This window comes from Pseudomonas sp. URMO17WK12:I7 (assembly GCF_003269045.1).
GTDB lineage: Bacteria > Pseudomonadota > Gammaproteobacteria > Pseudomonadales > Pseudomonadaceae > Aquipseudomonas > Aquipseudomonas putida_J.
On the sequence record NZ_QLTL01000017.1, the window covers coordinates 98,914 to 117,291 of the forward strand.

Sequence of the window (18,378 nt, forward strand, 5' to 3'; positions counted from 1 at the left end):
GCAAAAAAAAGGGCGCATTATGCCTGATCGCGCAGCTCTGTGCGGTCACGAAACTGTTCCAGCGCCTGCGGATTGGCCAGGGCATCGGTATTCTTCACCGCCAGCCCGTGCACGACGTTGCGGATGGCCAGCTCCACCAGCTTGCCACTGATGGTGCGCGGGATGTCGGTGACCTGGGCGATCACCGCCGGCACGTGGCGCGGCGTGGTGTACTGGCGGATCACCTGGCGAATACGCTGGCGCAGGGCATCGTCCAGTTGCAGGTCACCGCGCAGGCGCACGAACAGCACTACGCGCACATCGCCTTGCCACTCCTGGCCGATGGCCACGCTTTCCAGTACTTCTTCGACCTTGTCCACCTGGCGGTAGATCTCTGCCGTGCCTATTCGCACGCCACCCGGATTGAGCACTGCGTCAGAGCGGCCGTGGATCAGCAGGCCGCCGCTGCTGAGCTGTTCGGCGTAGTCGCCCTGCGCCCAGACCCCGGGGAACTGGCTGAAATAGGCATCATGGTAGCGGCTACCGTCGCTGTCGTTCCAGAAGCCCAGGGGCATCGACGGGAAGTTGCGGATACAGACCAGCTCGCCTTTTTCATCGAGCACCGGCTGGCCGTGATCGTTCCACACTTCCACGGCCATGCCCAGGCCCTTGCAGGCCATTTCGCCCCGGCGCACCGGCAGGGTGGGGTTGCCGAGCACAAAGCACGAGACGATGTCGGTGCCGCCGGACATCGAGGCCAGGCACAGGTCAGCCTTGATCTTGCCGTATACATAGTCGTAGCTGTGCGGCGACAAGGGTGAGCCGGTGGAAAGGATCAGGCGCAGGCTGTCCAGCCGGTGGCTAGTGGCCGGCTCCAGGCCTTCCTGCTCCAGCGCGGCCAGGTATTTGGCACTGGTGCCGAAGGCCTGGATGCGTTCGGCGTCGATCAGGTCGAGCAGGCGCTCGGGGCCAGGGTGGAACGGTGAGCCATCGTACAGCACCAGGGTGGCGCCGACGGCCAGGCCACTGGCCAGCCAGTTCCACATCATCCAGCCACAGGTGGTGTAGTAGAACAACACGTCATCGGCCTTCAGGTCGTTGTGCAGGCCGTGTTCCTTGAGGTGTTGCAGCAGCAGGCCGCCAGCGCGGTGGACGATGCACTTGGGCACACCCGTGGTGCCGCTGGAATAGAGGATGTACAACGGGTGGTCGAACGGCAGCGAGGTAAACACAGGCTCACCACCGGCCTGATAGAAGTTGTCCCACAGGCTGACCTTGGCAGCGGTGAATTCGCAAGCGTGTGTGTGGGGGCGGGTATAGGGCACCACAATCAACTGCTGCAGCCCCGGCAGCTGGGCGCAGACCTGGTTGATCTTGTCGACCTGGTCGAACGACTTGCCGGCGTACTGGTAACCGGCGCAGACCAGCAGCAGTTTCGGTTCGATCTGGCCAAACCGGTCAATGATGCCGTGCAGGCCGAATTCCGGTGAAGAGCTCGACCAGACCGCACCCAGGCTGGTGCAGGCAAGCATTGCCACCAGGGTTTGCCAGGTGTTGGGCATGACGGCTGCAATGCGGTCACCGGGCTCGATGCCCGCGGCCTTGAAGGCTTTCTGCAGGCCTGCGACCTCGGCGGCCAGTTGGGAATGGGTAAAGACCATTCGCTGGCCATCTTCACGCACGGAAACCACGGCAAGCCGATCGTCACGTCGACGCAGCAGGTGTTCGGCGAAATTCAGCGTGGCCCCACTGAACCAGCGGGCGTCGGGCATGTGCGCACCTTCGCTGAGCACCTGACTGGGCGGGCTATGCCAGGCTACCTGGAAATAGTCGGCAAGGGTTTGCCAGAAAGCAGGGCGCTGCTCGATGCTCCACCGGTGCAGGGCCGCGTAATCATTGAGCTGCAGGTTGTAGCGCAGGTTGACCCGGCGGCGGAAGGCATCCATCCGGCTGGCCTCGATCTGCGCCGTGGAGGGGCGCCAGAGCACATCGTTCATGCCGAACCTCCCGATGACTGCATTGGCCTTCACGGCCTCTTCGCGGGGCAAGCCCGCGAAGAGGCCTGACACAAACCTCAAAGGTTGCCGCGTTACTCCACTTTAGCCGTTTGCACGTCTGCCGATGCCGACCATACGCGATAGCGTACTTCGACACCCTTGGGCACATAGACCACCACCGGCAGCTTGCTGTTGTAGCGGAGCATGAAGCCTTCGCCGACCACCGGCACGAAGGCCTGGGTCTTCTTGCCGTCCGGGCAGGCCATCAGGGTGCTGGCCGGGCCGCCGACCTTGTCCAGGCGGTAGTAGCTGTAGCCCCAGCCTTCGAGGGTGTGCTCTTGCAGGCTGCCGGCCAGGCGCTGGCGGTTGCAGTCCACCTGCAGCGTCTTGCCGGCCAGGATTTCCAGCTTGTGGGCCGATTCATCGGTTTGCGCCGGCAGGTGAATGACCTGCCGGGTAAAGCCTTTTTCCGCCTCGGGATAGGGCGCTACGTCCTTGAGGCTGGCCGCCATCGCCGGGGCGGCGGCAGCCAGGGTCAGGGCAAAGATCGCAGTCATTGGGGTTGGGCGCATAGGGCCTCCTTGCTGATGAACGAGTGCAAGACGGTTGCCAGGCCCAGGCCGCCCGTCACTGGGCCAACCAGCCACCATCGACGTTCCAGGCGGCGCCGCGAACCTGGCTACCGGCCTCGCTGCACAGGAATAGTACCAGCTCGCCCAGATGCTCGGGGGTGACGAAGGCCAATGAAGGCTGCTTCTCGGCCAGCAGATCGTGCTGCGCTTGCTGCGGATCGACGCCGCTGGCGGCACGATCGTCGATCTGCTTCTGCACCAGCGGGGTCAGCACCCAGCCTGGGCAAATGGCGTTGCACGTGACGTTGCTGGTGGCGGTTTCCAGCCCCACCACCTTGGTCAGGCCGACCACACCATGCTTGGCCGCTACATAGGCCGCCTTGCCGGTGGAGCCCACCAGCCCATGCACTGAAGCAATGTTGATGATCCGCCCCCAGCTGCGCGCGCGCATGCCGGGCAGGGCCAGGCGGGTGCCATGGAACACGGCTGACAGGTTGAGGGCGATGATCTTGTCCCAGCTTTCTACCGGGAACTGCTCTACCGGCGCCACGTGCTGGATGCCGGCGTTGTTGACCAAAATGTCGACGCCGCCGAACTCGCGTTCGGCCAGGGCGAACAGCGCCTCGATCTGCGCCACATCGGACAGGTCCGCCGGGTGGTGGGCAACCTTGACGCCATGGCTGGCGATGTGTGCCAGGGCCGCTGCCGGGTCGCCGAAGCCATTGAGCAGGATGTTGGCGCCAGCGCGGGCCAGCACCTGGGCGATACCCAGGCCGATGCCGCTGGTGGAGCCGGTGACGAGTGCAGTCTTGCCTTTCAAAGTCATGCAGAAACTCCTTAGACGATGCCGGTGGCGTAGAACGTGGCGATGACCACGAAAACCGCCAGGGTCTTGATCAGGGTAATACCGAAAATGTCTTTGTAGGCTTCGCGGTGGGTCAGCCCGGTTACCGCCAACAGGGTGATCACCGCGCCATTGTGCGGCAGGGTGTCCATGCCGCCGCTGGCCATCGCGGCCACCCGGTGCAGCACTTCAAGGGGAATGTTGGCGGCGTTGGCCGCGGCGATGAAGCTGTCGCTCATGGCCGCCAGGGCGATGCTCATGCCACCCGAGGCGGAGCCGGTGATGCCGGCCAGCAGGGTCACGGTGATCGCTTCGTTGACCAACGGGTTGGGAATGCCTCGCAACGCATCGGCGAGCACCAGAAAGCCCGGCAGCGAGGCGATCACGGCGCCAAAACCATACTCGGATGCAGTGTTCATGGCTGCCAGCAGCGCGCCGCCGACCGCGCTTTTGGTGCCTTCGGCAAGGCGTTCGCGGATCACCCCGAAGGCGCACACCAGCACCATCAGAATGCCCACCAGCAGTGCTGCCTGCACCGCCCAGATCGCCGTGAGCTTGGCTACGTCACTGTTGACCGGTGCGCTCATGCCGGGCAGTTGCAGGGTATGGCTGGGGCCGTACCACTGCGGGATCCAGTGGGTGAACAGCAGGTTCATCACGCCCACCAGTACCAGTGGCGAGAGTGCCAGCCAGGGGTTGGGCAGGGCCAGGTCGGCAGCTGTCTCAGGCTCGTTGCGCAGGTTGCTGCCGTAGCCTTCGCCAGCGCGCTGGGCCTTGTTGCGCTGGCGCTGCAGGTACAGCATGCCGCTGCAGAACACGAACAGCGTGCCGATGAGCCCCAGCCAGGGCGCGGCCCAGGCGGTGGTGTTGAAGAAGGTGCTGGGGATGATGTTCTGGATCTGTGGGGTGCCGGGCAGCGCGTCCATGGTGAACGAGAATGCGCCCAGGGCGATGGTTGCCGGGATCAGGCGCTTGGGGATGTCGCTCTGGCGGAACATCTCGGCGGCGAACGGGTACACCGCGAACACCACCACGAACAGGGACACGCCGCCGTAGGTGAGCAGGGCGCAGACCAGCACGATCACCAGCATCGCCTGGCGGGTACCGAGCAGGCGGATGGCGGCGGCGACGATCGAGCGCGAAAAGCCGGACAGCTCGATGAGCTTGCCGAATACCGCGCCAAGCAGGAACACGGGGAAGTACAGTTTGATGAAGCCGACCATTTTCTCCATGAACACCCCGGTGAACGCGGGAGCCACGGCGGCCGGGTCGGTGAGCAGGACGGCGCCGAGGGCGGCGATGGGGGCGAAAAGGATCACGCTGTAACCGCGGTAGGCGGCCAGCATCAGCAGTGCCAAGGCGGCGAGGGCGATGAGCACGGTCATCGGGATGGGTCTCCTGGGTGAGTCTTGTTGTTATGGGTGACCGGGAGATAGCGGGAATCGTGCCAAATCTGTAACTAATTGATTTATAAGGTTTATTGGGTTTTTATTGTTCGCGATGTCTACATTTTGAGACTGTGGGGGGCTGCTTCGCAGCCCATCGCGGCTAAAGCCGCTCCTACAAGGGGACGCGATCCTTGGCAGGAGCGGCTTTAGCCGCGATCGAGGGCGAAGCCCTCGCAGTAATCTCAAAACAGAAACAAAAATCTCCAATCAGAGACCAAAGGCCACCATTTTCTTGTACAAGGTCGAGCGCCCCAGCCCCAGTGCCTTGGCCGCCTCGGGCACATTCCCCGCATGTTCGGCCAAAACCCCGGCAATCAGACCACGTTCGAACTGTTCACACGCCTCACGATAGCTCATGCGATTAGCCTGGCCTGCGATCGGGCTCAGCGGCCCCAGCGCCGCAGCCAGGTCGGCTACACCGAGGCGCGGTTGGTCAGCCAGCAACGTCGCCCGCTCCAGCACGTTGCGCAACTCGCGAATATTCCCGGGCCACGCGTGCCGTGCCAGCAGTGCCTGGGCTTCCAGCTCCAGCTCGTACTGGCTGCCCAGTTCGGCAAGGATCGCTTCGCACAGCGCCGGTAAGTCTTCCAAGCGCTCCCGAAGCGGCGGTACCTCGATCGGCAGCACATTCAGCCGGTAATACAGGTCGGCGCGAAACGCCCCGCGGGCCATGGCTGCCTGCAAATCGATGGAGGTGGCGGCAACGATGCGCACATCGCTGCGCAGCATCTGGTTCGAGCCGACCGGTTCGTACTCCTTTTCCTGCAGCACACGCAGCAGCTTGCTCTGCAGCGCCAGGGGCATGTCACCGATCTCGTCGAGGAATAACGTACCGCCTTCGGCCAGTTGCAGCTTGCCGCTGCGGCCCTTGCGATCGGCGCCGGTAAAGGCGCCAGGTGCGGTGCCAAAGAACTCGGCTTCCAGCAAGGTTTCGGGGATCGCCGCGCTGTTGATGCTGACGAAGGCCTTGTGTGCCCGCGCGGACGCTGCGTGGATGGCATGGGCCAGCAACTCTTTGCCGGTGCCGGTCTCGCCCAGCAGCAGCACCGGCGAGTCGCTGCCCGCACCCCGCCGTGCGCGGCGCTTGGCTTCGAGGCTGGCCGGGCTGCTGCCGACGAACTGGGCGAAGCTGTATTTGGCCTGGCGTGCACGCAATTGCGAGCGGGTGCTGGCCAGCTCCTGCTGCATGCTCGAATAGCGCTTGAGCAAGGGCGACAGGCTGCGCAGCTCTTCGAACAGGGCAAAGCCGATGGCGCCGATCAGTACGCCCTGGGCATCATGGATTGGCAGGCGCATCACTACCAGCGGCTCGTTGGGGGTGTCGAGCATGTCCAGCAGGATTGGCCGGCCATTGCTCACCACCTGGCGCATCAGGCTGCCGGGGATCACCGCCTCGCAGGGCTGGCCGATCGCGCTGCTGGCATCGTCCAGGCCAAAACGCCGGGCGTAGCGCTCGTTCATCCAGACGATGCGTGCTTCACGGTCGACGATCACCGTGCCCTCGCTGGACTGCTCGATGATCTCGAACAGCGAGCGGATCGCCAGTTGCCGTACCTGGGGGTAGTCCTTGAGGCTGTCGCGCTCGTGCATCTTCTTCTACCTGAACCTTGTGAGTGCAGTCCCGGCCTTTTCGCGGGCTTGCCCGCGAAAAGGCCGGGACTGAAAACCTATCCTCTGGGGTCGAACGCTTCGCGCAGGGCATCCCCGATAAATACCAGCAGCGAAAGAATCACCGCCAGCGCAAAGAACGCGGCAAAGCCCAGCCACGGTGCCTCAAGGTGCTGCTTGCCCTGGGTTACCAGTTCGCCCAGCGAGGCACTGCCGGCGGGCATGCCGAAGCCGAGGAAATCCAGCGCTGTCAGCGTGGTGATGGCGCCGGTGAGCATGAACGGCACATAGGTCAGCGTCGCATTCATCGCGTTGGGCAGCACATGGCGCAGCATCACCTGTGTATCCGGCAGCCCCAGCGCGCGTGCCGCCTTCACGTATTCGAGGTTGCGCCCACGCAGAAACTCGGCGCGCACCACATCGACCAGGGTCAACCACGAGAACAGCGCCATGATCCCCAGCAACCACCAGAAGTCCGGCTCGACGAAGCCACTGAGGATGATCAGCAGGTACAGCACCGGCAGCCCCGACCACACTTCAAGCAAGCGCTGCCCGAACAGGTCGACCCAGCCGCCGTAATAACCCTGCAACGCGCCGGCGCCGACACCGATCACCACGCTGATCACAGTCAGGGCAAAGGAGAACAGCAGCGAGGTGCGGGTGCCATACAGCACCCGTGCCAGCACGTCCCGGCCCTGGTCGTCGGTGCCAAGCCAGTTGCTCGCGCTGGGCGGGCTGGGCGTGGGTACCAGCAGGTCATAGTTGGGCGTGTCGGCGCTGAACGGGATGGGCGCGAACAGCATCCAGCCGCCTTGGCCCTCGATCAGCTGGCGCACATAGGTGCTGCGGTAGTCCGGCTGGAACGGCAGCTGGCCGCCGAATTGCTGCTCGCTGTAGCGCTTGAGCGCTGGCACGTACAGCTCACCCTGGTAGCTCAGCAGCAGGGGTTTGTCGTTGGCCACCAGTTCGGCGCACAGGCTCAGCAGCAGCAGGCCGGCAAACAGCCACAGCGACACCCAGCCCAGGCGGTTGCGGCGAAAGCGCTGCAGGCGACGACGCGAGACCGGCGACAGCATCAGTGCGCCCTCGAGTCGAAGTCGATGCGCGGATCGAGCACGGTGAAGGCCAGGTCGCCGATCAGACGGAACAGCAGGCCGGCCAGGGTGAAGATGAACAGCGTGCCGAACACCACCGGGTAGTCGCGTGACACCGCCGCTTCGTAGCTCATGCGGCCGAGGCCATCGAGGGAAAAGATCACCTCGATCAGCAAGGAACCTGCAAAGAACACCGTGATCAGCGCCTGCGGCAGCCCAGCCAGCACCAGCAGCATGGCGTTACGCAGCACATGCCCATAAAGCACGCGCCGTTCGCTCAGGCCCTTGGCACGGGCGGTGACCACGTACTGGCGGGAGATTTCATCGAGAAAGGCGTTCTTGGTCAACAGGGTGAGGGTGGCAAAGCCGCCTATCACCAAGGCGCCGACTGGCAGCACCAGGTGCCAGAAGTAGTCGGCAACCTTGCCCATCAGGCTGAGCTGGTCGAAGTCGTCCGAGACCAGGCCACGTACCGGGAACCAGTTCAGCGAGGTGCCGCCAGCGAACAGCACGATCAGCAGCAAGGCGAACAGGAACGAGGGCAGGGCATAGCCGACCACGATCAGCGCACTGCTCCAGGCATCGAAGCGGCTGCCATGGCGTACCGCCTTGCGGATGCCCAGCGGGATGGACACCAGGTAGGTGATCAGCGTGGCCCACAAGCCCAGCGAAAGGGTTACCGGCAGCTTGTCGAGGATCAGGTCGGTGACCTTGGCGCCGCGAAAGAAGCTTTGGCCGAAGTCCAGCCGGGCGTACTGGCCGAGCATCAGCCACAGGCGTTCCGGTGCGCTCTTGTCGAAGCCGTACTGGCGCTTGATCTCCTCGATCAGCTTCGGGTCCAGGCCACGGGTAGCGCGGGATTCGCCGTGTACCACCTCTACCCGCGAGCCGGGCGCGCCGCCGCCCAGGCCCTGCAGGCGCGCCACCGCCTGCTCGACCGGGCCACCGGGCGCGGCCTGGACGATGGCGAAGTTGACCAGCAGGATTGCCAGCAAGGTGGGGATGATCAGCAGCAGGCGCCGCAGGATGTAGCTGGTCATGGCTGGGCCTTTTGCCGTTCGGCCATCTGCGCGTTGCTCAGCGCCGTCGGGCTGACTTCCCACCAACTGTCCAGGCCTTCGTCATAGGCGGGCTGGTTTTTTGGCAGGCCAAAGCGGTTCCACCACACCGTCGAGCTGCCCGGTGGGTAATAGTTGGGGATCCAGTAGTAGTTCCATTGCAACACCCGATCCAGGGCATGGGCGTGGTGCAGCATGTCGGCCTGGGTGTCGGCGCGCACCAGGCCGTCGATCAGCTGGTCCACCGCCGGGTCCTTGAGCACCATCAGGTTGTTCGAGCCGGGGTCGTTGGCAGCGGCAGAACCGAAGTAGTTGTACAGCTCGGCGCCCGGCGACAGGGTGACCGAATAGCCGGTGACGATCATGTCGTAGTCACGGGCCATCAGCCGGTTCACATACTGCGCCGAATCGACGTTGCGGATGTTCAGGCTGATGCCGATCTGTGCCAGGTTGCGCTTCCACGGCAGCAGCAGACGCTCCATGCCGGACTGGCCGTTGAGGAAGGTGAACGCCAACGGCTCGCCCTGGGCGTTGACCAGGCGATCGCCCTCGGGGTGCCAGCCGGCCTGTTGCAACAAGGCCAGCGCCTGCAGCTGTTGTGGCCGAATGATTCCCGAACCATCGGTAACCGGCGCCGTGAACACCTGGGTGAAGACTTCGTCCGGCACCCGGCCACGCAGCGGTTCGAGCAGCTTGAGCTCGCCCGCATCCGGCAGTGCGCGGGCAGCCAGCGGGGTATTGGAGAACACGCTCTGCTGGCGGATGTACAGGTTGCGCATCATTTGCCGGTTGCTCCATTCGAAGTCCCAGAGCATGGCCAGCGCCTGGCGTACCCGGCGGTCCTTGAATTGTGGCTTGTCCAGGTTGAACACGAAGCCTTGGGCCGCCTGCGGCTTGGCCGGGCCCAGGTGAGCGCGTTGCAGGCGACCATCGTCCAGCTGCGCGCCGTTGTAGCCCAGGGTGTAGGCCGTGGCGGAAAATTCGCGGTTGTAGTCGTAGCCGCCGCCCTTGAGTACCTGGCGCGCCACTTCGGTGTCGCCGAAATACTCGATGCGGATGTGTTCGAAGTTGTAGCGCCCACGGTTGACGGGCAGGTCTTTGGCCCACCAGTTCGGGTCGCGTTCGAAGGTGATGCTGCGGCCGTTGTCGATACGCCCGATGCGGTACGGGCCGCTGCCGACCGGCTTGTCGAAGCCGGCGCCGTTGGCGAAGTCGCGGTTGGCCCAGTCGTGCTCGGGCAGGACCGGCAAGCTGGCCACGTCCAGGGCCAGGGTACGGCCGTGGGGTTGCTTGAAGTCGAAGCGGACCCGCTGCGGGCCTTCGACCGTGACCCCGGCGACATCGGCGAACTGGGTGCGGTACTTGAGGCTGCCTTCGGCCATGAGCGTGTCGAAGCTGAAGCGCACGTCTTCGGCGCGCACCGGCTTGCCATCGGCGAAGGTCGCCTTGGGGTCGATCTCGAAGCGTAGCCAGGCGTCATCCGGGCCACGTTCCATGCGCCGGGCAATCAGGCCGTAGACGGTATATGGCTCGTCGAACGAGCGTTGCGCCAGGGGCGCATACAGCCAGCCATCGACCTCGCTGACGCCGATGCCTTTGTCGATGTAGGGCAGGATATGGTCGAACTGGCCGATCTCGATGGCCGAGCGGCGCATCAGGCCACCCTTGGGGGCGTCGGCGTTGACGTAGTCGAAATGGCGGAAGCCTTCGACATAGCGGGGCGCCTCACCGTACACAGTCAAAGCGTGAGTGGGGGCGGCTTGGGCCATCCAGCCCATGCACAGCATCCAGACCCCAATAAGGACCTGTGGGAGCGGGTTTACCCGCGAAGAGTCCCGAGCAGGCAAAGGCAATACCTGGTCTGGCCTCTTCGCGGGTAAACCCGCTCCCAGAGGGGACACGATGATCAGCAGATCAGTCCTGGCGGCTGGTCACTTCCAGCAGGTGGTAGCCGAACTGGGTCTTCACTGGGCCCTGTACGGTGTTGACCGGGGCGCTGAATACCACGGTGTCGAATTCCTTGACCATCTGGCCTGGGCCGAACGAGCCCAGGTCACCGCCCTGGCGGCTGGACGGGCAGGTAGAGTTGGCCTTGGCGATTTCAGCGAAGTCGGCACCGGCTTCGATCTGGGCTTTCAGTTCGTTGCACTTTTCTTCGGTGCTGACGAGGATGTGACGGGCGGTGGCGCGTGCCATGGGTACTGCTCCTTGGAGGGTAAAAACAGCAAGCCTAGCGCACTTGATCGGGTCATGTCTCGCCGGGCTTGCAGCAGTCTGTCACATACGGGCTGCAGCCTCGCGCAGCAGGGTTTCGGTCGCGCTCCAACCCAGGCAGCCATCGGTGATCGACACGCCGTATTTCAGCGCGCCCTTGCCCAGGGCCTGGCAACCGTCGAACAGGTGGCCTTCGAGCATGACCCCGACAATCGAGCGGTCACCGGCCAGGCGCTGGGCCAGTACATCCTCGAACACCGCTGGCTGGCGGGCAGGGTCCTTGCCGCTATTGGCATGGCTGCAGTCGACCACGATGCGTGCCTGCAAGCCGGCCTTGGCCAAGCCCTGGCGGGCCTGGGCGATGCTGCTGGCATCGTAGTTCGGGCCTTTGTGGCCGCCGCGCAGCACCAGGTGAGTGTCCGGGTTGCCCAGGGTTTCGATGATCGCCGGGTAGCCCTGCGCGTCCATGCCAAAGTGGCGGTGCGGGGCCGCGGCGCTGCGCATGGCGTCACAGGCAATGCCGACGCCGCCGTCGGTGCCATTCTTGAAGCCCACCGGCAGCTCCAGGCCGCTGACCATTTCCCGGTGAATCTGCGATTCGGTGGTGCGTGCGCCAATCGCCGCCCAGCCCAGCAGGTCGTCGAAGTAACCGGCGGCCATTGGTTGCAGCAACTCGGTGGCGATCGGCAAGCCACGTTCGATCATGCTCAGCATCAAGCCACGGGACAGGGCGATGCCGGCATGCATGTCGTCGCTGCCGTCCAGGTGCGGGTCGTAGGCCAGGCCTTTCCAGCCCACCGTGGTGCGGGGTTTTTCCACGTAGGCGCGCATCACCAGCAGCAGCTTGTCATCGACTTCGCGGCTGAGGGCGGCCAGGCGGTCGGCGTATTCCAGGGCCGAGCGGGGGTCGTGGATCGAGCATGGGCCGACGATTACCAGCAGGCGCTCATCGCGGCCTTCGAGGATGGCGCGGATGGCCTGGCGGTGGCTGTGGACTTGCTGGGCGAGTTCGCTGGACAGCGGCATCTGCTGCTTGAGCAGGTGCGGGCTGGGCAGGCGCTGGCTGACGGTGGTGTTGGCAGCTTGCGGTTGGGTCAGGGGCAGAGCGAGGTTCGAGGCTTGCATGGCGTATGTTCCCTGGGCGGACGGCGGGTTCTGGCCCGCGCGGTCGGCCCTATCGAGGTGTTCGACTATTCGTTGATTGATTGTTTGCAGCATTGCCACCTGAGCGGGACCGATCGGAGGCGGCAGGCTGGCCCGAACGGGATTGGCTAAATCGCCAGGCATAGGTGCTTGCGTAGTAATAAGTGGCGTAGTTCATGAATCTGTCCTCAGTTCGAATCGGTAAAAGTGCAGGGGCCTGAAAAGCAAAACCCCCGGTCGGGGGAGCCGACCGGGGGTTTGAGTATTCTCATGTTCGGCGGCCCCTCGAAGGTGGGCGCCGTTTGGGTATCGGCGCCTAGTGGCTAAACCAATACCCAAAATAAAAGCTGGCAGCAGCCTGGCAGCCGGCAACGGCCAGCACAGGGCGCAGGCTGCGACCGGTGTGGTTGGCGTGGTTGCGGGTGTGTTTCGGCATGTTGCTCTCCAGTGAATGAGCCCGAGCTTACTTCAGGCGATGCGCACTGTTCAATGGATAAATGCTATCGGGTCGATATTTGCACAAAACGGATAGCACTCTGCAGGCGATGGATATTGCCACCCCAGGGCAAACCCTAACCTGACCCGGTCTGAACAATAACAATGGAGACCCTGGCCATGTCCCTGGGATTCGACTACCTCAATGCCATGCTTGAGGACGACCGTGAAACGGGCGTCTATCGCTGCAAACGCGAGATGTTCACCGACCCGCGCCTGTTTGACCTGGAGATGAAGCACATCTTCGAGGGCAACTGGATCTACCTGGCCCATGAAAGCCAGATCCCCGAAAAGAACGACTTCCTCACCCTGACCATGGGGCGCCAGCCGATCTTCATCGCGCGCAACAAGGACGGGGAGCTCAATGCCTTCCTCAATGCCTGCAGCCACCGCGGCGCCATGCTGTGCCGCCACAAGCGCGGCAACCGCGCAAGCTATACGTGCCCGTTCCATGGCTGGACCTTCAACAACAGCGGCAAGCTGCTCAAGGTCAAAGACCCGAGCAATGCCGGCTACCCCGACAGTTTCAACTGCGACGGCTCCCACGACCTGACCAAGGTTGCCCGCTTCGAGTCGTACCGTGGCTTCCTGTTCGGCAGCCTGAATGCCGAGGTCAAGCCACTGGTCGAGCACCTGGGCGAGTCGGCGAAGATCATCGACATGATCGTCGACCAGTCCCCTGAAGGCCTTGAAGTGCTGCGCGGTGCCAGCTCGTACATCTACGAGGGCAACTGGAAGCTCACCGCCGAAAACGGCGCCGACGGCTACCACGTCAGCTCCGTGCACTGGAACTACGCCGCCACCCAGAACCAGCGCAAGCAGCGCGAGGCGGGCGACGAGATCAAGACCATGAGCGCCGGCGCCTGGGCCAAGCAGGGCGGTGGCTTCTATTCCTTCGACCACGGCCACCTGTTGCTGTGGACCCGTTGGGCCAACCCCGAAGACCGCCCGGCCTTCGAGCGCCGTGACCAGCTGGCCGCCGACTTCGGCCAAGCCCGTGCCGACTGGATGATCGAGAACTCGCGCAACCTGTGCCTGTACCCCAACGTGTACTTGATGGACCAGTTCAGCTCACAGATCCGTATCGCCCGGCCGATTTCGGTGAACAAGACCGAAATCACCATCTACTGCATCGCACCGAAGGGCGAGAGCGCCGATGCCCGCGCCAAGCGCATCCGCCAGTATGAAGACTTCTTCAATGTCAGTGGCATGGCCACCCCGGACGACCTGGAAGAGTTCCGCTCATGCCAGACCGGCTACGGCGGCGGCACCGGCTGGAATGACATGTCCCGTGGCGCGCAGCATTGGGTCGAAGGCGCCGACGAGGCGGCAAAGGAAATCGAACTCAAACCGCTGCTGTCGGGCGTGCGCACCGAGGACGAAGGCCTGTTCGTGCTGCAGCACAAGTACTGGCAGGAAACCATGATCAAAGCCCTCGAACAGGGCCAGCAGCTGATCCCCGTGGAGGCCGTGCAATGAGCCTGCATGACACCGTGCGCGACTTCCTCTACCGCGAAGCCCGCTACCTGGACGACGCCCAGTGGGACCAGTGGCTGGAGCTGTACGCCAGCGACGCGACCTTCTGGATGCCATCCTGGGACGATGACGACACCCTGACCGAAGACCCGCAAAGCGAAATTTCGCTGATCTGGTACGGCAACCGTGGCGGCCTTGAGGACCGCGTGTTCCGGATCAAGACCGAGCGCTCCAGTGCGACCGTGCCGGACACCCGCACCTCGCACAACATCAGCAACATCGAGATCGTCTCGCAGTGCGAGGGCAGCTGCCAGGTGCGCTTCAACTGGCACACCCTGAGCTTCCGCTACAAGACCACTGACAGCTACTTCGGCAGCAGCTTCTACACCCTCGACCTGCGCGGCGAACAGCCGCTGATCAAGGCCAAGAAGGTGGTGCTGAAGAACGACTACGTGCGTCAGGTCATCGACATCTACCACATCTGATCCGAGGTAACGCGAGCCGCTCGGTGTGCCCACTGACACGCCGCGGCCAGGCTCGCCCGCGAGGTGCAACATGAGCTTCCAGATCGCACTTAATTTCGAAGACGGGGTTACCCGCTTCATCGAGGCCAGCGGCCATGAAACCGTGGCCGACGCCGCCTACCGCCAGGGCATCAACATCCCGCTGGACTGCCGCGACGGCGCCTGCGGTACCTGCAAGTGCAAGGCCGAGTCCGGGCGTTACGACCTGGGTGACAACTTCATCGAAGACGCCCTGAGTGAAGACGAGATCGCCGAAGGCTACGTGCTGACTTGCCAGATGCGCGCCGAAAGCGATTGCGTGGTGCGCATCCCGGCGTCGTCGCAACTATGCAAGACCGAGCAGGCCAGTTTCGAAGCAGCCATCAGTGATGTGCGCCAGCTGTCGGCCAGCACCATCGCCTTGTCGATCAAGGGTGAGGCACTGAGCCACCTGGCGTTCCTGCCGGGGCAGTACGTCAACCTCAAGGTGCCGGGCAGCGACCAGAGCCGCGCCTATTCCTTCAGCTCGCTGCAGAAGGACGGCGAGGTCAGCTTCCTGATCCGCAATGTGCCGGGCGGGCTGATGAGCAGCTTCCTCACCAGCCTGGCCAAGGCCGGCGACAACATGAGCCTGGCGGGCCCGTTGGGCAGCTTCTACCTGCGGCCGATCCAGCGCCCGCTGTTGCTGCTGGCCGGTGGTACGGGCCTGGCGCCGTTCACGGCGATGCTGGAGAAGATTGCCGAGCAGGGCAGCGAGCACCCGCTGCACCTGATCTACGGGGTAACCAACGATTTCGACCTGGTCGAGCTGGACCGCTTGCAGGCGCTGGCCGCGAACATCCCTAACTTCACTTTCAGCGCCTGCGTCGCCAACCCAGACAGCCAGTACCCACAGAAGGGGTACGTGACCCAGCACATCGCGCCGCAGCACCTCAATGACGGTGACGTCGATGTGTACCTGTGTGGGCCACCACCGATGGTCGAGGCCGTGAGCCAGTACTTGCGCGAACAGGACATCAACCCGGCGAACTTCTACTACGAGAAGTTCGCGGCGGCTGCGGCCTGAGTTTTCCTGGGGCTGCCGGCATCGTGCGGGTGAAGGTGGCCTCCTTTTATTGACTGCGGGATTGCCGGGGCCGCGTTGCGGCCCTTTCGCGACACAAGGCCGCTCCTACAAGGGACCGCGGTGTTTGTAGGCGCAGCCTTGCGTCGCGATGGAGGGCGCAGCCCTCCCGGCAATTCCGGACTGAAAGGAGTTCGAGATGAATAACCGATTCCACAACAAAGTCGCCTTGGTCACCGGCGCCGCCCAGGGCATAGGCCGTGGCGTGTGCTGGCGGCTCAAGGCCGAAGGCGCGCAGGTGGTGGCGGTGGACCGTTCCGAGCTGGTCCACGAACTGGCCGGGGAGGGCATGCTGACGCTCATTGCCGACCTCGAACAACACACCGACTGCGACCGGGTCATGGCCACGGCGGTAGAAACCTTCGGCCGCCTCGACATCCTGGTCAACAACGTCGGCGGCACCATCTGGGCCAAACCTTTCGAGCACTACCAGGTCGAGCAGATCGAGGCCGAAGTGCGGCGATCGCTGTTCCCGACCCTGTGGTGCTGCCATGCGGCGCTGCCGTACATGCTTGAACGCGGCAGCGGCGCCATCGTCAACGTCTCGTCGATCGCCACCCGTGGGGTCAACCGCGTGCCTTATGGCGCGGCCAAGGGCGGCGTCAACGCACTCACTGCATGCCTGGCCTTCGAAACTGCTGGCCGCGGTATCCGCGTCAACGCCACCGCCCCCGGCGGCACCGAGGCGCCACCGCGCCGGGTGCCCCGCAACAACGCCGAGCAGAGCGAGCAGGACAAGGCCTGGTACCAGCAGATCGTCGACCAGACCCTCGACAGCAGCCTGATGCACCGCTACGGCAGCATCGACGAGCAGGTCGGCGCAATCCTTTTTCTGGCCTCCGACGAGGCCTCCTACATCACCGGCGTGACCCTGCCGGTAGGGGGCGGTGACCTCGGCTGATCCCCTCCATGCAAAGCGTTCCTCCAAAACAACAACAACAGAGACAGATGCCATGCGAACCCTTGACGTACACCCGATCATCGACAATGCCCGCTTCACGCCCTTCCACTGGGGAGTCATGGCCCTGTGCGGCCTGCTGCTGATCTTCGACGGCTATGACCTGTTCATCTACGGCGTGGTGCTGCCGGTGATCATGAAAGAGTGGGGCTTGACCCCGTTGCAGGCCGGTGCGCTGGGCAGCTACGCGCTGTTCGGCATGATGTTCGGCGCCCTGGCGTTCGGCAGCCTGGCCGACCGCATCGGGCGCAAGAAAGGGATCGCCATCTGTTTCGCCTTGTTCTCCGGGGCGACCATCCTCAATGGCTTTGCCAGCAGCCCCAGCGAGTTTGGCATCTACCGCTTCATCGCCGGCCTCGGCTGCGGCGGCCTGATGCCCAATGCCGTGGCGCTGATGAACGAATACGCGCCCAAACGCCTGCGCAGCACGCTGGTGGCGATCATGTTCAGCGGCTATTCGCTGGGCGGCATGCTCTCGGCGGGTGTCGGCATCTTCATGCTGCCGCGTTTTGGCTGGGAATCGATGTTCTTTGCCGCTGCAGTGCCGCTGCTGCTGTTGCCGGCAATCCTCTATTACCTGCCCGAGTCCATCGGATTCCTGGTGCGCCAAGGTCGCACCGATGACGCCCGCAAGTTGCTCAAGCGCCTGGACCCGGGCTGCGATGTGCAGGCGGACGACGTGCTGCAGGCAACCGACCGCAAAGGTGGCGGCACCTCGGTGCTGGACTTGTTCCGCAATGGCTTGGCCATCCGTACCCTGGCCCTGTGGCTGGCGTTTTTCTGCTGCCTGCTGATGGTCTACGCACTGAGCTCGTGGCTGCCGAAACTGATGGCCAACGCCGGCTACAGCCTGGGCTCGAGCCTGTCGTTCCTGCTGGCCTTGAACTTTGGCGGCATGGCCGGGGCGATTCTCGGTGGCTGGCTGGGCGACCGCTACAACCTGGTCAAGGTCAAGGTGGCCTTCTTCATCGCGGCGGCGCTGTCGATCAGCCTGCTTGGCGTCAACAGCCCGATGCCGGTTCTCTACGTGCTGATCTTCATCGCCGGCGCCACCACCATCGGCACACAGATCCTGCTCTATGCCGGTGCCGCCCAACTCTATGGCCTGTCGGTGCGTTCTACCGGCCTTGGCTGGGCGTCGGGCATCGGCCGCAATGGCGCCATCGTCGGCCCGCTGCTCGGCGGTGCGCTGATGGGCATCAACCTGCCGCTGCAACTTAATTTCATCGCCTTCGCCATCCCCGGTGCGATTGCCGCGCTGGCCATGGCCGTGCACCTGGCCAGTGGCCGCCGCCAGGCGCAGATGGCAACGGCCTGACTCTTCTACTGACTGAACTGGAGCTTTTGCATGACAAGCCCGACCATCGAACGGCTGGACGCGATCATCGTCGACCTGCCAACCATCCGCCCGCACAAGCTGGCCATGCACACCATGCAGCAGCAGACCCTGGTGGTGCTGCGCCTGCGCTGCAGCGACGGCGTGGAAGGCATCGGCGAGGCCACCACCATCGGCGGCCTGGCCTACGGCTACGAAAGCCCCGAGGGCATCAAGGCCAACATCGACGCGCACCTGGCGCCGGCGCTGATCGGCCTGCCAGCGGACAACATCAATGCCGCCATGCTCAAGCTCGACAAGCTGGCCAAGGGCAATACCTTCGCCAAGTCCGGCATCGAAAGCGCCTTGCTCGACGCCCAAGGCAAGCGCCTCGGCCTGCCGGTCAGCGAGCTGCTCGGCGGGCGGGTGCGTGACAGCCTGGAAGTGGCCTGGACCCTGGCCAGCGGCGACACCGCCCGCGACATCGCCGAGGCCGAGCACATGCTGGAGGTGCGTCGCCACCGGGTGTTCAAGCTCAAGATCGGCGCCAA

At 64.1% G+C, this 18,378-nt stretch carries 15 protein-coding genes and 1 pseudogene; 6 read left to right on the forward strand and 10 right to left on the reverse strand.

Translation table 11 applies throughout. The features are described 5' to 3' along the window. Positions 1-17: 17 nt before the first annotated feature. The 10 genes from H040_RS22290 to H040_RS22335 form a co-directional block, all read right to left on the reverse strand. Positions 18-1,976, reverse strand: coding sequence for an acetoacetate--CoA ligase (locus H040_RS22290; protein ID WP_027919219.1), 1,959 nt, complete (start codon positions 1,974-1,976; stop codon positions 18-20). Between the two features lie 92 nt (positions 1,977-2,068). After that, positions 2,069-2,548, reverse strand: a complete 480-nt coding sequence (gene eco, locus H040_RS22295; RefSeq protein WP_027919220.1) for a serine protease inhibitor ecotin — start codon at positions 2,546-2,548, stop codon at positions 2,069-2,071. 55 nt (positions 2,549-2,603) lie between these two features. Then, positions 2,604-3,374, reverse strand: coding sequence for a 3-hydroxybutyrate dehydrogenase (hbdH, locus tag H040_RS22300; protein WP_027919221.1), 771 nt, complete (start codon positions 3,372-3,374; stop codon positions 2,604-2,606). Between the two features lie 11 nt (positions 3,375-3,385). Continuing rightward, on the reverse strand, positions 3,386-4,777 hold the full coding sequence (locus H040_RS22305) for a GntP family permease (protein ID WP_027919222.1): 1,392 nt from the start codon (positions 4,775-4,777) through the stop codon (positions 3,386-3,388). 270 nt (positions 4,778-5,047) lie between these two features. Then, on the reverse strand, positions 5,048-6,430 hold the full coding sequence (locus H040_RS22310; RefSeq protein ID WP_027919223.1) for a sigma-54 interaction domain-containing protein: 1,383 nt from the start codon (positions 6,428-6,430) through the stop codon (positions 5,048-5,050). A 77-nt stretch (positions 6,431-6,507) separates the two neighbouring features. Continuing rightward, positions 6,508-7,524: an ABC transporter permease gene (locus H040_RS22315; RefSeq protein ID WP_027919224.1), complete on the reverse strand. Its 1,017-nt coding sequence runs from the start codon at positions 7,522-7,524 to the stop codon at positions 6,508-6,510. Then, on the reverse strand, positions 7,524-8,582 hold the full coding sequence (locus H040_RS22320) for a microcin C ABC transporter permease YejB (protein WP_027919225.1): 1,059 nt from the start codon (positions 8,580-8,582) through the stop codon (positions 7,524-7,526). The genes H040_RS22315 and H040_RS22320 overlap by 1 nt, the downstream gene beginning before the upstream one ends. Then, positions 8,579-10,507, reverse strand: coding sequence for an extracellular solute-binding protein (locus H040_RS22325; RefSeq protein WP_081784296.1), 1,929 nt, complete (start codon positions 10,505-10,507; stop codon positions 8,579-8,581). The genes H040_RS22320 and H040_RS22325 overlap by 4 nt, the downstream gene beginning before the upstream one ends. A gap of 7 nt (positions 10,508-10,514) precedes the next feature. Then, complete coding sequence (locus H040_RS22330; protein ID WP_027919227.1) at positions 10,515-10,796, reverse strand: peptidylprolyl isomerase; 282 nt, start codon at positions 10,794-10,796, stop codon at positions 10,515-10,517. A gap of 81 nt (positions 10,797-10,877) precedes the next feature. After that, positions 10,878-11,939, reverse strand: coding sequence for a 3-deoxy-7-phosphoheptulonate synthase (locus H040_RS22335; protein ID WP_027919228.1), 1,062 nt, complete (start codon positions 11,937-11,939; stop codon positions 10,878-10,880). Positions 11,940-12,572: 633 nt separating this feature from the next. Here H040_RS22335 and benA point away from each other — a divergent pair. The 6 genes and pseudogenes from benA to H040_RS22365 form a co-directional block, all read left to right on the forward strand. Beyond that, positions 12,573-13,931 carry a benzoate 1,2-dioxygenase large subunit gene (gene benA / locus H040_RS22340; RefSeq protein ID WP_027919229.1) on the forward strand — a complete coding sequence of 453 codons (1,359 nt, stop codon included), beginning with the start codon at positions 12,573-12,575 and terminating at the stop codon, positions 13,929-13,931. Next, a complete protein-coding gene (benB, locus tag H040_RS22345; RefSeq protein WP_027919230.1) occupies positions 13,928-14,413 on the forward strand; it encodes a benzoate 1,2-dioxygenase small subunit in 486 nt (161 codons plus the stop codon). The genes benA and benB overlap by 4 nt, the downstream gene beginning before the upstream one ends. 70 nt (positions 14,414-14,483) lie before the next feature. Beyond that, positions 14,484-15,497 (forward strand): benzoate 1,2-dioxygenase electron transfer component BenC, encoded by a 1,014-nt coding sequence (gene benC, locus H040_RS22350; protein ID WP_027919231.1) that lies wholly within the window; start codon positions 14,484-14,486, stop codon positions 15,495-15,497. Positions 15,498-15,693: 196 nt separating this feature from the next. Continuing rightward, positions 15,694-16,455, forward strand: a complete 762-nt coding sequence (locus tag H040_RS22355) for a 1,6-dihydroxycyclohexa-2,4-diene-1-carboxylate dehydrogenase (protein ID WP_027919232.1) — start codon at positions 15,694-15,696, stop codon at positions 16,453-16,455. Between the two features lie 52 nt (positions 16,456-16,507). Beyond that, entirely contained in the window at positions 16,508-17,830 is a 1,323-nt protein-coding gene (locus tag H040_RS22360) for an MFS transporter (protein WP_027919233.1), read from the forward strand. Between the two features lie 30 nt (positions 17,831-17,860). Further along, positions 17,861-18,378, forward strand: a pseudogene (locus tag H040_RS22365) (muconate cycloisomerase); the annotation flags it as partial.

Coding starts and splice junctions, on each gene's coding strand:
- H040_RS22305 (WP_027919222.1), bottom strand. CDS start 4,777: ATGACCGTGCTCATCGCCCTCGCCGCCTTGGCACTGCTGATGCTGGCC.
- H040_RS22335 (WP_027919228.1), bottom strand. CDS start 11,939: ATGCAAGCCTCGAACCTCGCTCTGCCCCTGACCCAACCGCAAGCTGCC.
- H040_RS22360 (WP_027919233.1), top strand. CDS start 16,508: ATGCGAACCCTTGACGTACACCCGATCATCGACAATGCCCGCTTCACG.
- H040_RS22290 (WP_027919219.1), bottom strand. CDS start 1,976: ATGAACGATGTGCTCTGGCGCCCCTCCACGGCGCAGATCGAGGCCAGC.
- eco (WP_027919220.1), bottom strand. CDS start 2,548: ATGCGCCCAACCCCAATGACTGCGATCTTTGCCCTGACCCTGGCTGCC.
- H040_RS22315 (WP_027919224.1), bottom strand. CDS start 7,524: ATGCTGTCGCCGGTCTCGCGTCGTCGCCTGCAGCGCTTTCGCCGCAAC.
- H040_RS22355 (WP_027919232.1), top strand. CDS start 15,694: ATGAATAACCGATTCCACAACAAAGTCGCCTTGGTCACCGGCGCCGCC.
- H040_RS22330 (WP_027919227.1), bottom strand. CDS start 10,796: ATGGCACGCGCCACCGCCCGTCACATCCTCGTCAGCACCGAAGAAAAG.
- benA (WP_027919229.1), top strand. CDS start 12,573: ATGTCCCTGGGATTCGACTACCTCAATGCCATGCTTGAGGACGACCGT.
- benC (WP_027919231.1), top strand. CDS start 14,484: ATGAGCTTCCAGATCGCACTTAATTTCGAAGACGGGGTTACCCGCTTC.
- H040_RS22320 (WP_027919225.1), bottom strand. CDS start 8,582: ATGACCAGCTACATCCTGCGGCGCCTGCTGCTGATCATCCCCACCTTG.
- H040_RS22310 (WP_027919223.1), bottom strand. CDS start 6,430: ATGCACGAGCGCGACAGCCTCAAGGACTACCCCCAGGTACGGCAACTG.
- benB (WP_027919230.1), top strand. CDS start 13,928: ATGAGCCTGCATGACACCGTGCGCGACTTCCTCTACCGCGAAGCCCGC.
- hbdH (WP_027919221.1), bottom strand. CDS start 3,374: ATGACTTTGAAAGGCAAGACTGCACTCGTCACCGGCTCCACCAGCGGC.